At 31.9% G+C, this 14,435-nt stretch carries 16 protein-coding genes and 3 tRNA genes; 13 read left to right on the forward strand and 6 right to left on the reverse strand.

The window, feature by feature from the left end:
* Window positions 1–21 precede the first annotated feature (21 nt).
* The 3 genes from HM985_RS15045 to tgt all read right to left on the reverse strand — a co-directional run bounded on the left by HM985_RS15045 (window position 22) and on the right by tgt (window position 3,174).
* Window positions 22–930 carry a DMT family transporter gene (locus HM985_RS15045; RefSeq protein ID WP_179377045.1) on the reverse strand — a complete coding sequence of 303 codons (909 nt, stop codon included), beginning with the start codon at window positions 928–930 and terminating at the stop codon, window positions 22–24.
* A complete protein-coding gene (locus HM985_RS15050) occupies window positions 917–1,939 on the reverse strand; it encodes an LptF/LptG family permease (protein WP_246285044.1) in 1,023 nt (340 codons plus the stop codon). Before HM985_RS15050 ends, HM985_RS15045 begins: the two co-directional genes overlap by 14 nt.
* 104 nt (window positions 1,940–2,043) lie before the next feature.
* Complete coding sequence (tgt, locus tag HM985_RS15055) at window positions 2,044–3,174, reverse strand: tRNA guanosine(34) transglycosylase Tgt (protein WP_179377047.1); 1,131 nt, start codon at window positions 3,172–3,174, stop codon at window positions 2,044–2,046.
* A 250-nt stretch (window positions 3,175–3,424) separates the two neighbouring features.
* Here tgt and HM985_RS15060 point away from each other — a divergent pair, with 250 nt between their 5' ends.
* The 3 genes from HM985_RS15060 (at window position 3,425) to HM985_RS15070 (ending at window position 6,007) form a co-directional block, all read left to right on the forward strand.
* Entirely contained in the window at window positions 3,425–4,270 is an 846-nt protein-coding gene (locus HM985_RS15060) for a transketolase (RefSeq protein ID WP_179316800.1), read from the forward strand.
* 125 nt (window positions 4,271–4,395) lie between these two features.
* Entirely contained in the window at window positions 4,396–5,349 is a 954-nt protein-coding gene (locus tag HM985_RS15065; protein ID WP_179316802.1) for a transketolase family protein, read from the forward strand.
* 58 nt (window positions 5,350–5,407) lie between these two features.
* On the forward strand, window positions 5,408–6,007 hold the full coding sequence (locus HM985_RS15070) for an outer membrane beta-barrel protein (protein ID WP_179377048.1): 600 nt from the start codon (window positions 5,408–5,410) through the stop codon (window positions 6,005–6,007).
* 77 nt (window positions 6,008–6,084) lie between these two features.
* Here HM985_RS15070 and HM985_RS15075 read toward each other — a convergent pair whose 3' ends face one another.
* The gene (locus HM985_RS15075; protein WP_179377049.1) at window positions 6,085–7,137 is read right to left on the reverse strand and encodes an FKBP-type peptidyl-prolyl cis-trans isomerase; all 1,053 of its coding nucleotides are present in this window, start codon (window positions 7,135–7,137) and stop codon (window positions 6,085–6,087) included.
* Window positions 7,138–7,272: 135 nt separating this feature from the next.
* Between HM985_RS15075 and HM985_RS15080 the strand changes: the two genes are divergently transcribed.
* The 3 genes from HM985_RS15080 (at window position 7,273) to HM985_RS15090 (ending at window position 8,797) form a co-directional block, all read left to right on the forward strand.
* A complete protein-coding gene (locus HM985_RS15080) occupies window positions 7,273–7,647 on the forward strand; it encodes an RNA-binding S4 domain-containing protein (protein WP_179377050.1) in 375 nt (124 codons plus the stop codon).
* A 68-nt stretch (window positions 7,648–7,715) separates the two neighbouring features.
* Window positions 7,716–8,294 carry a methyltransferase domain-containing protein gene (locus HM985_RS15085; RefSeq protein ID WP_394351850.1) on the forward strand — a complete coding sequence of 193 codons (579 nt, stop codon included), beginning with the start codon at window positions 7,716–7,718 and terminating at the stop codon, window positions 8,292–8,294.
* Window positions 8,294–8,797 (forward strand): phosphoribosyltransferase family protein, encoded by a 504-nt coding sequence (locus HM985_RS15090; protein WP_179377052.1) that lies wholly within the window; start codon window positions 8,294–8,296, stop codon window positions 8,795–8,797. The genes HM985_RS15085 and HM985_RS15090 overlap by 1 nt, the downstream gene beginning before the upstream one ends.
* On the opposite strand, the gene HM985_RS15095 is transcribed toward HM985_RS15090, so the two are convergent.
* Window positions 8,789–9,310 (reverse strand): shikimate kinase, encoded by a 522-nt coding sequence (locus HM985_RS15095; RefSeq protein ID WP_179377053.1) that lies wholly within the window; start codon window positions 9,308–9,310, stop codon window positions 8,789–8,791. The two genes, HM985_RS15090 and HM985_RS15095, sit on opposite strands and share 9 nt — an antisense overlap.
* 127 nt (window positions 9,311–9,437) lie before the next feature.
* On the opposite strand from HM985_RS15095, the gene HM985_RS15100 reads away from it, so the two are divergent.
* The 7 genes from HM985_RS15100 to HM985_RS15130 all read left to right on the forward strand — a co-directional run bounded on the left by HM985_RS15100 (window position 9,438) and on the right by HM985_RS15130 (window position 13,763).
* Window positions 9,438–9,510, forward strand: a tRNA-Lys gene (locus HM985_RS15100).
* A gap of 149 nt (window positions 9,511–9,659) precedes the next feature.
* A tRNA-Lys gene (locus tag HM985_RS15105) sits at window positions 9,660–9,732 on the forward strand.
* A 60-nt stretch (window positions 9,733–9,792) separates the two neighbouring features.
* A tRNA-Leu gene (locus HM985_RS15110) sits at window positions 9,793–9,876 on the forward strand.
* 198 nt (window positions 9,877–10,074) lie between these two features.
* Complete coding sequence (locus HM985_RS15115; protein ID WP_179377054.1) at window positions 10,075–10,974, forward strand: MerR family transcriptional regulator; 900 nt, start codon at window positions 10,075–10,077, stop codon at window positions 10,972–10,974.
* Window position 10,975: 1 nt separating this feature from the next.
* Window positions 10,976–12,436 (forward strand): phytoene desaturase family protein, encoded by a 1,461-nt coding sequence (locus tag HM985_RS15120; RefSeq protein WP_179377055.1) that lies wholly within the window; start codon window positions 10,976–10,978, stop codon window positions 12,434–12,436.
* Between the two features lie 22 nt (window positions 12,437–12,458).
* The gene (locus HM985_RS15125) at window positions 12,459–13,298 is read left to right on the forward strand and encodes a phytoene/squalene synthase family protein (RefSeq protein ID WP_179377056.1); all 840 of its coding nucleotides are present in this window, start codon (window positions 12,459–12,461) and stop codon (window positions 13,296–13,298) included.
* A gap of 18 nt (window positions 13,299–13,316) precedes the next feature.
* On the forward strand, window positions 13,317–13,763 hold the full coding sequence (locus tag HM985_RS15130; protein ID WP_179377057.1) for a sterol desaturase family protein: 447 nt from the start codon (window positions 13,317–13,319) through the stop codon (window positions 13,761–13,763).
* A 9-nt stretch (window positions 13,764–13,772) separates the two neighbouring features.
* On the opposite strand, the gene HM985_RS15135 is transcribed toward HM985_RS15130, so the two are convergent.
* Window positions 13,773–14,342 carry a TlpA family protein disulfide reductase gene (locus HM985_RS15135; protein WP_179377058.1) on the reverse strand — a complete coding sequence of 190 codons (570 nt, stop codon included), beginning with the start codon at window positions 14,340–14,342 and terminating at the stop codon, window positions 13,773–13,775.
* Between the last annotated feature and the right edge of the window lie 93 nt (window positions 14,343–14,435).

Below are 14,435 nucleotides of genomic sequence, written 5' to 3' on the forward strand. Positions count from 1 at the left end.
AAGAGTGCAAATATAAAAACTTTAATCGGGAATACTATCTGTTTTACGTGTTCGTCTTTTATAGTTCTTAAAAATGGCATCAAATAAAACCGTAACCAAAACAAGTATAGCACCTAAATAAAATTGTGGTGACATTTTTTCGGTATCCGGAAATAGGAATAACGCAATGGCAATTCCATAAACAGGTTCTAGATTATAACTTAAAATAACCGTAAAAGGACTTATAAAACGCATCACTTCTACAGAACCTATGAAAGCATAAGCTGTACAGATTGAAGCTAAAATAAATAAGTAAACCCAATCTGAATTAGAAAGTGTAAAGAACTCTGTGCTAAATGTTTTACCTGATAAAAGAATAAATACCGTTAAAAAAAGAACTCCACTAAAAAATTCGTAGAATGAAATTACGGTAGCGCTATGTTTTTCTATAAAACGACCGTTTATAACCGCAAATAAAGTTGAAAGCAGCGCAGAAAATAATCCTAATATAATACCATTAATATATTCCATCTCCCCACTCGTAATTAAGAAAACCCCTAGAATTACTATGACTCCAAAAATAATCTCGTACCCTAATATGCGACGTTTAAAAAAAATAGGCTCAATAAAGGAGGCAAAAAAAGCACCTGAAGAAAACATAGCTAAAGCAATAGATACATTGGCCTGATTAATGGCTTCAAAAAAGGTTATCCAATGCAAGGCTATAATGATTCCTGCTGCAGAAAATTGCAAAAACGTATTTCTGGAAATTTTAATATTGAAGCGTCTAATTTTAAGGTAAACAAACATTAAGATTCCAGCCATAACCATTCTAAACCATACGAGTTCTATGGCACCAATTGTGATCAATTCGCCAAGAATAGCTGTAAATCCTGCTATTAAAACAAGAAGATGTAAGTGTAAATAGTGTTTTATTTTAGCGTTTGGCATTTTGAAGCATATATATGGCTAAAATACCAAATACTAGATTAGGAAACCATACCGCAATTATAGGATCGAAATTAGATTGCTCTGCCATGACACCAAATACCTTATCAAAGAACACATAGATCATTACAATAGCAATACCAAAGGCTAGATTAACCCCCATACCTCCACGTCGCTTCACAGAAGATACTGCTACCGCGATAATAGTAAGGATAAAAATAGAAACAGGTAAACTCCATTTTTTTAATTTAACAACCTGATAACGTCCAATATTAGGTGAACCTCGTCGCTTTTCTGCTGCAATAAATTTAAGAAGCTCTCCATATGATTTTGTTTCGGCAGCATACTCAACTGGCGTTAAATCTTCGAGCTCAAACGGAAATTTTACTAATTTCTGTTTCTCCTTCTCTACGGTTTCAATACCATCAGTAAAAGAACGTTTTAAGTATGTTGTAAGCTTATAAGCCGTGTCTTTTTCGATATAGCGGATTCTATCTGCAAAAATTTTATATTTCAACTCATTGCCTTCAAAGTGCTCATAGGTAAAATTAATACCCGACTTATTTTTAGGTATAAAATTACTTACATAGATATAATCATTATCATTAATTTGCTGATAAACATCTCGCGTTTGCTGAACGGATTTATTCTTTTTTAAATACTTAAATTTAAACTCATTAAATCCCTGACTCGCAATTGGGGCTAAATACATCCCTAAGAACATAGCAAACATGGCTACAATTGTGGCTCCTATCATATATGGTCTTAGAAACCTTGAGAAAGACACGCCTGAACTTAAAAAAGCTACAATTTCGGTGTTGTTGGCTAGTTTTGAAGTAAACCAAATAACAGATAAAAATAAAAATAATGGAAATAACAAGGTTGCAAAATAAACCGTGAAATTTAAATAGTAAAATGCTATTTCACCGAAAGGAACATTATTCTCTAACATCTTACCTACTTTCTCTGCTAAATCTACTGTTATTCCTATAGGAACGAACAGTAATAACATCATTAGAAATGTAAATAAATACCGTTTAATTATATACCAATCAAGTATTTTCAATTTAGAGTTGCGTTATTAAGTTGCTATTATATTTAATATCTGTGAAGGTTTTACAACCTATTATCCATTTGTTTTACCATCTTGTCCTTCCATGCTCTAAAATCTCCTGCAATAATATGTTTTCTAGCTTCTCTTGTTAACCAAAGATAAAAACCAAGATTATGAATTGTTGCTATTTGCTTTCCTAATAATTCATTTACTGTAAATAAATGTCTTAAATAAGCTTTACTATATTCAGTATCTACAAATGTTATGCCCATTTCATCAATTGGCGAAAAATCATCAGCCCATTTTAGGTTCTTTATATTTATAGATCCATAAGCTGTAAATAACATTCCGTTTCTAGCGTTACGCGTAGGCATCACACAATCAAACATATCTACACCTAATGCAATATTTTCTAATATATTTATTGGTGTACCAACGCCCATTAAATAACGAGGTTTATCTTCTGGCAATATACTACAAACCACATCAGTCATAGCATACATTTCTTCTGCTGGCTCACCAACAGAAAGTCCTCCAATAGCATTTCCTGCTGCACCTGCATTAGCAATATACTCAGCAGATTGTTCTCTTAAATCTTTATAGCAACTTCCTTGAACAATAGGAAAAAACGTTTGATCGTAATCGTAAGATAATGGCGTCTTTTTTAGGTGAGTTAGACAACGCTCTAACCAACGATGCGTCATTTTCATTGAACGCTTTGCGTAATTGTAATCACAAGGGTATGGTGTACACTCATCAAAAGCCATAATGATATCAGCCCCAATTTTACGTTGTACCTCCATTACATTCTCGGGGGTAAACACGTGGTAACTTCCGTCAATATGTGATTTAAACTTCACACCTTCTTCCTTGATTTTTCGGTTAGAAGACAAAGAATACACTTGGTAACCACCAGAATCGGTTAAAATATTACGATCCCAATTCATAAATTTATGCAACCCTCCAGCTTGTTCTAAGATTGGAGTTTGTGGTCTTAAATATAAATGATAAGTATTTCCAAGTATAATATCTGGATTAATATCATTTTTTAATTCGCGTTGATGCACTCCTTTTACAGAACCAACCGTACCAACAGGCATAAAAATAGGGGTTTCTATTGTACCGTGGTCTGTTGTTATTGATCCGGCTCTTGCCTTAGATTGTTTATCTTGTGCTACTCTTTGAAATTTCATGTATTGTAAAGTCAGACGGCAAATATAAATAACTCTGCAAGATTCCTTCTTAAATTAGTTTTAAAAAATATCCTTATCATTATTTAGCTACAGCTTTTCTATTTTTTATTAAAGTATTGACTCCTTTAAAACTGAAATATGTAAATATTGTTAGCAAATCTTTTAATTCGTTAATAAGTGCCTAGATTCAATCTTTGATAAAGTCCCTTTAAAAAGTTATTTTTGCATCACAAAACTTAAGCAACATAACATGCCAAACATTAAAGAATTAAACGATTTAACAACACAAGTTCGTAGAGATATCATACGAATGGTGCACAAGGTCAACTCAGGTCATCCAGGTGGATCATTAGGTTGTGCCGAATTTTTTGTTTCACTATACAACGAGTTATTAGAAACCAAAGAAGGTTTTGATATGGACGGTATTGGGGAAGATTTATTTTTTCTATCCAACGGACACATCTCTCCTGTATATTACAGTGTTTTAGCAAGAGCTGGTTATTTCCCTATAGAAGAGCTTAACACTTTTAGACTTATCAATTCGCGTTTACAAGGTCACCCAACAACACACGAAGGTTTACCAGGTATCCGAATTGCATCTGGTTCTTTAGGTCAAGGAATGTCTGTTGCCATTGGAGCAGCTCAAGCAAAAAAACTAAACAATGACGATCATTTAGTATATAGCCTTCATGGAGATGGTGAATTACAAGAAGGTCAAAATTGGGAAGCGATTATGTATGCTTCAGCTAAAAAAGTAGATAATCTTATTTCTACAGTTGATTTAAATAAGCAACAAATTGATGGTTCTACTGACGATGTGTTACCTATGGGAAGCATTAGAGCTAAATTTGAAGCTTTTGGATGGACTGTTTTAGATATTGAAGAAGGTAATAATGTTGAAGCTGTCATTAAAGGAATGAAAGAAGCTAAATCGTTAACAGGAAAAGGAAAACCAGTTTGTGTATTGTTACACACTGTAATGGGTAATGGTATTGACTTTATGATGCATACACACGCATGGCATGGTAAAGCGCCAAACGATGAGCAACTTGAAAAAGGTTTAGCTCAAAATCCTGAAACATTAGGAGATTACTAAATAAAGTCTAATTAAACATATATACCTACTTAGGTAGGCATTATTATGACCCGAGCATGCTAAAGTAATTATTTAACAAGAAAATAATTACTAGTATATAGCATGCGACAGTAAAAACACTACATATGAAAACATATACATACACAGAAAAAAAAGATACTAGAAGCGGATTTGGAGCAGGTTTAGCTGAATTAGGAAGAACAAATCCTAATGTAGTTGCACTTTGTGCTGATTTAATTGGATCCTTAAAAATGGACGAATTCATTAAAGAGAATCCTGAGCGTTTTTTCCAAATCGGAATCGCAGAAGCTAATATGATGGGGATTGCTGCAGGTTTAACAATTGGTGGAAAAATTCCTTTTACAGGAACTTTTGCTAACTTCTCTACAGGAAGAGTTTATGACCAAATACGTCAATCTATCGCTTACTCTGGTAAAAACGTAAAAGTTTGTGCATCGCATGCCGGAATCACTTTAGGTGAAGATGGAGCAACGCATCAAATTTTAGAAGATATCGGATTAATGAAAATGTTGCCAGGAATGGTCGTTATTAATCCTTGTGATTACAACCAAACAAAAGCAGCTACTTTAGCTATTGCAGACTATGATGGCCCTGTTTATTTAAGATTTGGTCGTCCTGCTGTCCCTGTTTTTACTCCTGCTGATCAGAAGTTCGAAATTGGGAAAGCTGTAAAATTCACAGAAGGTACAGATGTAACTATTGTTGCTACTGGTCATTTAGTTTGGGAAGCCTTAGAAGCATCAAAAGCATTAAATGAAGCTGGTATTTCTGCTGAAGTTATCAATATTCACACTATTAAACCTTTAGATGATAAAGCAATTTTAGACTCTGTTGCTAAAACAGGATGTATTGTAACTGCTGAAGAGCATAATTACATGGGTGGTCTTGGAGAAAGTGTTGCTAGAGTTTTAGCTGAACACAACCCAACGCCTCAAGAGTTTGTTGCTACAAAAGATACTTTTGGAGAATCTGGTACTCCTGCTCAATTAATGGAGAAATACGGATTAAATAGTGAAGCAATTCAGAATGCGGTTAAAAAAGTATTGAAAAGGAAATAATTTTCTTCTGGCACCGTTTTTGAAAGTAAGTATTTTAATCTTAAAAAAAACGAACATTATGAATAATTTAAAAAAATCAATTGTTGCCAGTGCATTTTTTGCTCTTGTTGGATTTACAGCAACAGCACAGAATGGAAATTCTTTCGGAATTAAAGGAGGTTTAAATTATAGCGCTAACGGTGACTATTTTGAATCTGCCAGCCAAGCTAGAAAATCTGATCGCAATATCGGTTATCATATTGGTGTTTTCGGAAAAATAGGAAATCAGCTTTATTTAAAGCCTGAGCTGATGTATACTGCTACTAAGAGTGATTACAACAGCGATGAGTTTTCTATGAAAAAAATTGATTTACCTGTTTTAATCGGTGTTCAAATAATAGGCCCACTTAGTGTTTTTGCAGGACCTTCATTTCAATACATTTTAGATACCGATTTTGAAGGTATTTCTGTTGATGATTTTGAAGAAGATTTCTCTGTAGGATTAAATTTTGGATTTGCACTTAGTTTCAATAACATCGGAATAGATCTAAGATATGAAAGAGGTTTTAATCATAACGAAGCTACCTTTATTAATAATAACTTAGAAACAACTAATTTTCTAAATAGAATTGACACTAGGCCAGATCAATTAATTTTAAGTCTGTCACTAGCTCTTTAAGAAGTAAGAAAGATTTTTAAACAAAAAAAGCCACTCAAATTGAGTGGCTTTTTTATCGCTACTTATTTAATGAAAATTTATTCATTATAATTTATAGTAATATCTGCATCTAAATAATCTGGAGTTCCATTATCATTAGTATCGATTAAAGTTACCGTATTAATCGTTATAACACCATTAGTTGTTACCCTTGATCTTTCAAATTCGTTAGATGCAAGCGTTGGCTCTACCTCTCCAACATTAGTATCTACAGTATACGTAGTTGGTAGTAATTCATTAATCGTTAAAACACCATCGCCGTCATCATCTGCATCAACAAAGTTTGGTGCTAAATCTTCATCTGTATCATCATTAGTTACTTCTAAATCATTATCTAAATCTTCTATATACGAAGGTACACCATCGTTATCATGATCTCTAATACCAAACTGTACTAATTCAAACTTAAACATTAAGTTATCATAAGACGATCCTGTATTTATTCCTGAAAAATAAGCTAACCCTGAAGGTACAAACATGACTCCTAAACCAGGATTAACATGATTAACATTCCCGTTTTCATCAACGCTAAAGCCTAAGGAAGCATTAAACGTTGGCATTATAAGTTGCCAAGCTTTAATAACACCACCTGAAGTACCATCAAATTGTAAATCAAAAAATGCTGGAATTACACTTGAATCAAAATCATCTTCTTCACCTCCTAAAGCATCATTTATTGAAGTCCCCTCATATCTGACACTTATAGCATCTGTGAAGTAAGGAGAGCCACCGTCTCCTTGATACAAGTTTAATACATAGTAAGTGTAATTAGCCTCTAAATATGTAGTAGTTAACGTTTCTACTGCATCCATCAATAATGTAGAACCTTCTGGTACAGTTTCTCCATCTGCTAATTCTTCTATTATAATATCTGTGTATTTATAATCAGATCCTGTTTCAAAAAAGCTAGAATTATAATAGTGAGATACCAAATATGTTACTATAGAATCATTATCTTTTTCTTGTTGTTCAGTCCTATCTTCCTCAATAAAAGATCCATCATCATCTCCATCATCATCACTCTTACAAGAAATAACAATTGTTATTAAAGCCATTAATAAAAGACCAAATTTTAAAGTTTTAATTTTCATATAAGTTTATATTACCTGATTTTAAACTACTGCTGTTTATACAGGATGTTCATTATTCCTTAATTTTAACGCGCAAGATACAATAATATAATATTTTTGCACTAATAGATTAACGTAGTTTTTATTAAAATAGATATGCGAATTGATAAATATTTATGGTGTGTACGCTATTACAAAACAAGAAGTATTGCCACTAAAGCCTGTAAAAAAGGACAAGTAAAAGTCAACGGTGCTGCAGTAAAACCTTCTAGAGAGGTTTTTCCAACTGATAAAATTGAACTTAGAAAAGATCAAGTTCTTTATCAACTCACAGTTAATGATTTACCTCCTAATCGAGTTGGTGCAAAACTTGTTGATTTGTACCGTGTTGATACCACTCCTAAATCTGCTTTTGAGGCTCAAGAACTTTTAAAGTACAGTAAAGATTATTATAGAAAAAAAGGAGCAGGACGACCAACAAAGAAGGACAGACGAGATATTGATGACTTTCGTGATGATGACGAAGAGTAATATTAAATAGTTTCTCTCTAAAAGACTAAGTGGCTTATTTTAAATAATATGCTTTAAATATGGATACTTTGAATAATAATTACTGGGCAGATCTCTATATAAAACACAAAACAGGTTGGGATATTGGATATATCTCTACGCCTCTAAGATTGTATATTGATCAAATAAAAAATAAGAATTTAAAAGTTTTAATACCAGGTGCAGGAAACAGTTATGAAGCAGAATATTTATGGAATAACGGTTTTAAAAACATTTATATTTTAGATTTTGTAGAACAAGCTTTAAAAAATTTTACAAACCGTGTTCCTGACTTCCCTAAAGATCAACTTATAAACTCAGATTTTTTTAAGTTAAATGATCGGTTTGATCTGATACTAGAACAAACATTTTTTTGTGCATTACAACCAAAATTTAGACATAAATATGCTAAACAAATGGACCAATTATTAAGATCTAATGGTAAACTTGTTGGCTTATTCTTTAATTTTGAATTAACTACAGATGGCCCGCCTTTTGGAGGTTCCTTAATAGAATATCAATTATTATTTAAACAAGTTTTTAAAATTAAAATATTAGAACCTGCAATTAATTCTATAAAAGAAAGGCAAGGTACAGAACTCTTTTTTATCTTTGAAAAAAAGAGTTAATGGCACTTACAAAAAATACGATTCTAAGTCACAAAGAGATTGAGCATAAAATAAAACGTATAGCTTATCAAATTTACGAGAGCAATGTTGATGAAACAGAACTAATTATTGCGGGTATTGACAGTAATGGTTATTTACTAGCTAAAAAAATAAAAGCGAATTTAGATAAGATATCTAATATAGAATCTACCTTATGTAAGGTAAATATCAATAAACCAGAACCTACAGCACCTATAAAAACCTCTATACCTGCAGAAGATTATACAAATAAATCTTTAGTTCTTGTAGATGATGTCTTAAACTCAGGAAGCACATTAATATATGGTATTAAACACTTTTTAGATGTTCCTTTAAAACAGTTTAAAACTGCAGTATTAGTGAATCGTAATCACAAGAAATATCCTGTAAAAGCCGATTTTAAAGGAATTTCACTTTCTACATCCTTATACGAGCATGTGCATGTTAACTTATCAAAACAACCTTATGAGGCTTATTTAGATTAATTGCGATTGTAATTCTTCTAAAATTTCACTTTGTAGTTTATGATCTGTATTAATGACATGATGAGCCAGGCTGTAGTATTGAGAACGCTCAAACAAATGTTTACCAATAAACTCTGTTAAATCTTCTTTTGAAGCCATGTGACTAATTAAAGGGCGTTTTTCTTTTTCTGTAAATAAGCGATCTACTAAAAGAGGAATAGAAAGTTTCAAATAAAAACTTACTACTTTCGAGTTATTTATTAACAACTCCATATTATTGCTGTAACAAGGCGTGCCCCCACCTAAAGCTAAAACGATATTTTCAGAAGTGCCAATAATATCTTTTAAATACGCTGTTTCTTTTTTCCTAAAATAAATCTCCCCTTTGGTTTTAAATATTTCTCCTACTGAAGCTGTTTCTTTATCCGAAATATAATCATCTAGATCTAAAAAACTGTATTTTAAGGCCGTAGCCAATTCTTTACCAAGAGTAGATTTTCCTGATCCCATATAACCTAATAAAACGATAATCATAATGCTTATAAATTGATTATTAAACTGATAGCTTTTAACACAACAAAAAAACGAAAAAAAATTAAAAAAAGTGTTGTTAACTTCAATAAACATTATATATTTGCACCCTCGTTAGAAAAAACGAAAAGACCAGTTAGCTCAGTTGGCAGAGCATCTCCCTTTTAAGGAGAGGGTCCTGGGTTCGAGCCCCAGACTGGTCACTAAAATTGTTAAGCGTGATGCTTAGCTTTTTTTATGAATAAATTGCCAACAAAAAAATAGACATTTAAAAAAAATTAAATTTTTATAGATTCTATTCTTTGTATTTAGATAAAGGTGTTATATTTGCACCCCGTTATAAAAACATAACGACCAGTTAGCTCAGTTGGCAGAGCATCTCCCTTTTAAGGAGAGGGTCCTGGGTTCGAGCCCCAGACTGGTCACAGAAAAAAGTTAAGCATTAATGCTTAACTTTTTTTATATATTTACTTCATATTTATTTTGCGCACGTGGCGGAATTGGTAGACGCGCCAGCTTGAGGGGTTGGTGGACATTAGTCCGTGGAAGTTCGAATCTTCTCGTGCGCACAATTTACTTTATCACACTCTTATTTCTTACTTTATCAGACCCTCTTCTTTCTTACTTCACTCCACCTTCTTTCTTAGTTTTTATAAGTTGATCCTAAATTCGTTTTCTTTTTCTTACAATTTTTTCTATATTTTTTGTTAATTATAGCCTTCTTATCAGTATAAAGACTACTTTTGTTTAACTATTTTACAAAAAAAATGAACAACATTAAGAACAGATTCAGCATAAAGGATCTTGAAAATCTTACAGGTATTAAAGCTCACACTATTAGAATATGGGAAAAAAGATATAATCTACTTGAGCCTAAACGTACAGAAACCAATATTAGGTATTATGACTTGGCTAGTTTTCAAAAATTACTTAATGTAAAGTACCTTAATAGCAATGGCTATAAAATATCTAAAATAGCGACCATTGAACCTCAAGAAATACCCCAATTAGTTAGAGAACTTGCCACCAAAACTAATTTAGACAGCCATGCTATAAATGCATTTAAATTAGCTATGATTAATTTTGATCAAGCATTATTTTATAAAACATACGAAACGCTACTAACAGAAAAGTCTTTTGAGAATATTTTTTATAACATCTTTATACCATTACTTACAGAAATTGGGCTACTGTGGCAGACAGATACTATAACGCCAGCTCACGAGCATTTTATATCCATATTAATTCGTCAGAAAATTTTAATAAATACAGAAAAAGTACAATCTAAACAATCACATCATCCCGTTAAGACTTTTGTACTTTATTTACCCGACAACGAAATACACGACCTTGGTTTAACTTTTATTAATCACGAAGTAATAAGTAATGGACACAGATCTATATTTCTAGGGCAGAGCGTTCCTTTAGAGAGTTTAATAGAGCTTAAAAATTATTATGACGATATTACATTCATATCCTATTTCACTATAAAGCCAGAAAAAGAAAATTTATTAACTTACATTGATCAATTTAACGAACTCTTACTAAAGGATTCAACTTCAAATTTCTGGATTTTAGGTAATAGAGTTAATGATTTAGATACAGAAGAATTACCAAACAATGTAATTACATATAAAACGATTAAATCTCTAACCGACGCACTATAAAATGAGTAAAACAATTTCCATAATAGGTTCTGGTTTTTCAGCACTATCTGCTTCTTGCTATTTAGCAAAAGCCGGATACAACGTTTCTATATACGAAAAGAATGATTCAGTTGGCGGTAGAGCAAGACAAATAACAAAAGACGGTTTCACTTTTGATATTGGTCCAAGTTGGTATTGGATGCCTGATATATTCGATAAATTTTTTAACGATTTTGGTAAAAAAACAAGCGATTATTATCATCTCGATAAATTAAGTCCTGCGTATAAGATTTTCTTTTCTGATGATGTTATTACTATCGGGGATCATATGGATCAAATCTGTAAAGAATTTGAACGTATAGAAAAAGGAAGTTCAGTTCCCTTGCGAAACTTTATAACTAAAGCTCAAGACAACTATAATATTGCCATAAACAAAATTGTATTAAAACCAGGTCTATCACCCTTAGAACTTGTGACTACAGATACAGTTACTCGCTTAGATCAATTTTATAAAACCATCAGTTCTGAAGTTCGTAAAAATTTTAAGAATCCTAAATTAATTTCAACATTAGAATTCCCTGTATTGTTCTTAGGAGCAAAACCTAATCAAACGCCCTCATTTTATAGTTTTATGAATTTTGCTGATTTTGGCTTAGGAACTTGGCACCCTAAAGGTGGTATGTACGAAATTGTGAAAGCAATGAAAAGTTTAGCTGAAAGTTTAGGAGTCACCATTCACACTAATAGTAATGTTGAAAAAATTAGTGTAGAAAATAAAAAAGCAAAGAGTATTATTGTTAATGGAAAAACAATAACTTGTGATGTGATTTTAAGTGGAGCAGACTATCACCATTCAGAAACACTTTTAGATAAAAACTACAGACAATACAGTGATGCATATTGGGATAGTCGCACCTTTGCACCTTCTTCTCTACTCTTTTACGTAGGTATTAATAAGAAATTAGAAAATGTAGAGCATCATAATTTATTTTTTGATACTGATTTCGAAAATCATGCAGAAGAGATTTATGATGATCCAAAATGGCCTAAAAATCCATTATTTTATGTTAACTTTCCTTCTATTACCGATAAAAGTATGGCACCTGAAGGTTGCGAAACAGGATTTTTTCTTATTCCAATTGCACCAGGACTAGAAGATACAACTGAATTACGTGAAAAATATTTTAAATTGATTATTGATCGATTTGAAAAAAAAACAGGACAAAATTTAAATAAACACATACTTTTTAAAGAATCTTACTGTGTTAATGATTTTATAGATGATTACAATTCTTATAAAGGAAATGCTTACGGAATGGCCAACACATTAATGCAAACCGCTTTTTTAAGGCCAAAATTAAAAAGTAAAAAAGTAGACAGTCTCTATTTTACAGGACAACTTACTGTGCCTGGACCAGGAGTACCACCCGCTTTAATTTCAGGAAAGCTTGTTGCTGAACTGATTCAAAAAAATGAAGTTTAACAACTAAGAAAAAATTACACCTATGAAATTAATTTTTGACAGAGTTTCTAAAGAATGTAGTAAGGCAGTTACCAACGCTTATAGTACTTCTTTTTCTATGGCTACTAAAATGTTATCGGAAAGCATCAGACAAGATATATATAACATTTATGGCTTTGTACGTTTTGCTGATGAGATAGTCGACTCTTTTCATGATTATGATAAAGAAAAGCTCTTTACTATGTTTGAAAACGATTTAGAAGCTGCCCTAGAAAATAGAATTAGCTTAAACCCTATTTTAAATTCCTTTCAAGAAACCTATCATAACTACGGAATTGATAAACATTTTGTTGATGCGTTTATGAATAGTATGCGTTTAGATTTACATAAAAAGGACTATTTAACGGATGAAGAATATAAAAAATACATCTACGGTTCTGCAGATGTTGTTGGTCTAATGTGCCTTAAAGTTTTTGTAAAAGGAAACCATGCTCAATTTGATGAATTAAAGGATTCTGCAATGAGCTTAGGGTCTGCTTTTCAGAAAGTGAATTTCTTGCGTGATTTAAAAGCTGACTTTGAAGATTTAAGTAGAACTTATTTTCCAAATACCGATTTAACGCAACTCGATGAAGCTTCTAAGAAAGCTATTATTAATGAAATTGAGGAAGATTTTGCTAAAGGATTAGAAGGTATAAAACACTTACCTTTAGAAGCTAAATTTGGTGTATTTATGGCATACCGCTATTATAGTAAATTATTAGAGAAACTTAAAAAAACTCCTGCTTTACAAATAAAATCAACTAGAATTAGGGTTCCTAATTATAGAAAAGTAGAATTACTCACTAGAAGCTATGTTAAATATCAGCTTAACTTACTTTAAATTTATTTAGACAGTATTATGCAAACATTTTTTTGGATACTTATCTTTTTCGGAACATTCTCTATCATGGAATTTAACGCATGGTTTACGCATAAATATGTTATGCATGGTTTTCTATGGAAGTTACATAAAGATCACCATCAAAAAGATCACGACAGTTGGTTTGAACGTAATGATGCTTTCTTTATTTTCTATGCTATTGTTAGCATCACTTGTTTTTACCTTTGGAGTTACGAAGCTATATGGTACACACTTCCTATTGGTTTAGGCATATTAGTTTATGGAATGGCTTATTTTATTGTTCATGACATCTTTATTCATCAACGCTTTAAATTACTCAGAAATATTGACAATAAGTATGCAAGAGGTTTAAGACGTGCACATAAAATGCATCATAAGCACACAGGGAAGCATAAAGGTGAAAACTTCGGAATGCTCGTCGTTCCTTTTAAGTATTTTAAATAAGTTTTTATTTTATTCCGAAAGTAAATCGTCTAGCTGTTTTCTAACCGCATTACTATTCCAGTTAACTGCACCAGACTCATCTACGACGATTGCTCCACTTTTATCTATAATGAATGTTCTCGGTATAGAACTAGCCACGAGTGCTTCAGGCGGCTTAGAAATAGGTTGAAAAACTTCAAAACTAAACTCTTTTTTAGTTTTAAACTTCTGTACAGTTTCAAATTCATCATTGGTTACAAATAGAAAAACAACTTCTGTATTATAGTCGTTATATAATTCTTGAAGACTTGGCATTTCTGCAATACAAGGCGGACACCAAGTAGCCCAAAAATTAATGAGCACAACCTTTCCTTTTGTATCCTTCAAATTTAATCTTACATTATTCTCTGATACTAATTCCCAATTGACATCACTTACATTTACTCGTTCTCCTTTAGCTATAAGAGAAGACTGATTGATATAACTAAGTCCTTTATGTAGCCATATTTGAATAGGCTCTCTAGTTTGAGGTATAAAAAACAGCAGAAGAATTACAATAAAAATAATATTAGAAATTCTACCTTTTTTCGATTTCGTCATAATTCATCGTTTATAAAAAAAATGAAGCACATTAATCTTTTACGATAATGTCCTTCAAATTTAATAACAAAAGTCTAGATAACTTAGACTTTA

It is taken from the genome of Winogradskyella wichelsiae (assembly GCF_013403925.1).
Classification (GTDB): domain Bacteria; phylum Bacteroidota; class Bacteroidia; order Flavobacteriales; family Flavobacteriaceae; genus Winogradskyella; species Winogradskyella wichelsiae.

Bases quoted from the DNA above. Each gene is read 5' to 3' on its own strand.
- HM985_RS15115 (WP_179377054.1), top strand. From the start codon at position 10,075: ATGAACAACATTAAGAACAGATTCAGCATAAAGGATCTTGAAAATCTT.
- HM985_RS15090 (WP_179377052.1), top strand. From the start codon at position 8,294: ATGGCACTTACAAAAAATACGATTCTAAGTCACAAAGAGATTGAGCAT.
- HM985_RS15060 (WP_179316800.1), top strand. From the start codon at position 3,425: ATGCCAAACATTAAAGAATTAAACGATTTAACAACACAAGTTCGTAGA.
- HM985_RS15120 (WP_179377055.1), top strand. From the start codon at position 10,976: ATGAGTAAAACAATTTCCATAATAGGTTCTGGTTTTTCAGCACTATCT.
- HM985_RS15125 (WP_179377056.1), top strand. From the start codon at position 12,459: ATGAAATTAATTTTTGACAGAGTTTCTAAAGAATGTAGTAAGGCAGTT.
- HM985_RS15070 (WP_179377048.1), top strand. From the start codon at position 5,408: ATGAATAATTTAAAAAAATCAATTGTTGCCAGTGCATTTTTTGCTCTT.
- HM985_RS15065 (WP_179316802.1), top strand. From the start codon at position 4,396: ATGAAAACATATACATACACAGAAAAAAAAGATACTAGAAGCGGATTT.
- HM985_RS15080 (WP_179377050.1), top strand. From the start codon at position 7,273: ATGCGAATTGATAAATATTTATGGTGTGTACGCTATTACAAAACAAGA.
- HM985_RS15045 (WP_179377045.1), bottom strand. From the start codon at position 930: ATGCCAAACGCTAAAATAAAACACTATTTACACTTACATCTTCTTGTT.
- HM985_RS15130 (WP_179377057.1), top strand. From the start codon at position 13,317: ATGCAAACATTTTTTTGGATACTTATCTTTTTCGGAACATTCTCTATC.
- tgt (WP_179377047.1), bottom strand. From the start codon at position 3,174: ATGAAATTTCAAAGAGTAGCACAAGATAAACAATCTAAGGCAAGAGCC.
- HM985_RS15075 (WP_179377049.1), bottom strand. From the start codon at position 7,137: ATGAAAATTAAAACTTTAAAATTTGGTCTTTTATTAATGGCTTTAATA.
- HM985_RS15135 (WP_179377058.1), bottom strand. From the start codon at position 14,342: ATGACGAAATCGAAAAAAGGTAGAATTTCTAATATTATTTTTATTGTA.
- HM985_RS15095 (WP_179377053.1), bottom strand. From the start codon at position 9,310: ATGATTATCGTTTTATTAGGTTATATGGGATCAGGAAAATCTACTCTT.
- HM985_RS15050 (WP_246285044.1), bottom strand. From the start codon at position 1,939: ATGTTATTACTGTTCGTTCCTATAGGAATAACAGTAGATTTAGCAGAG.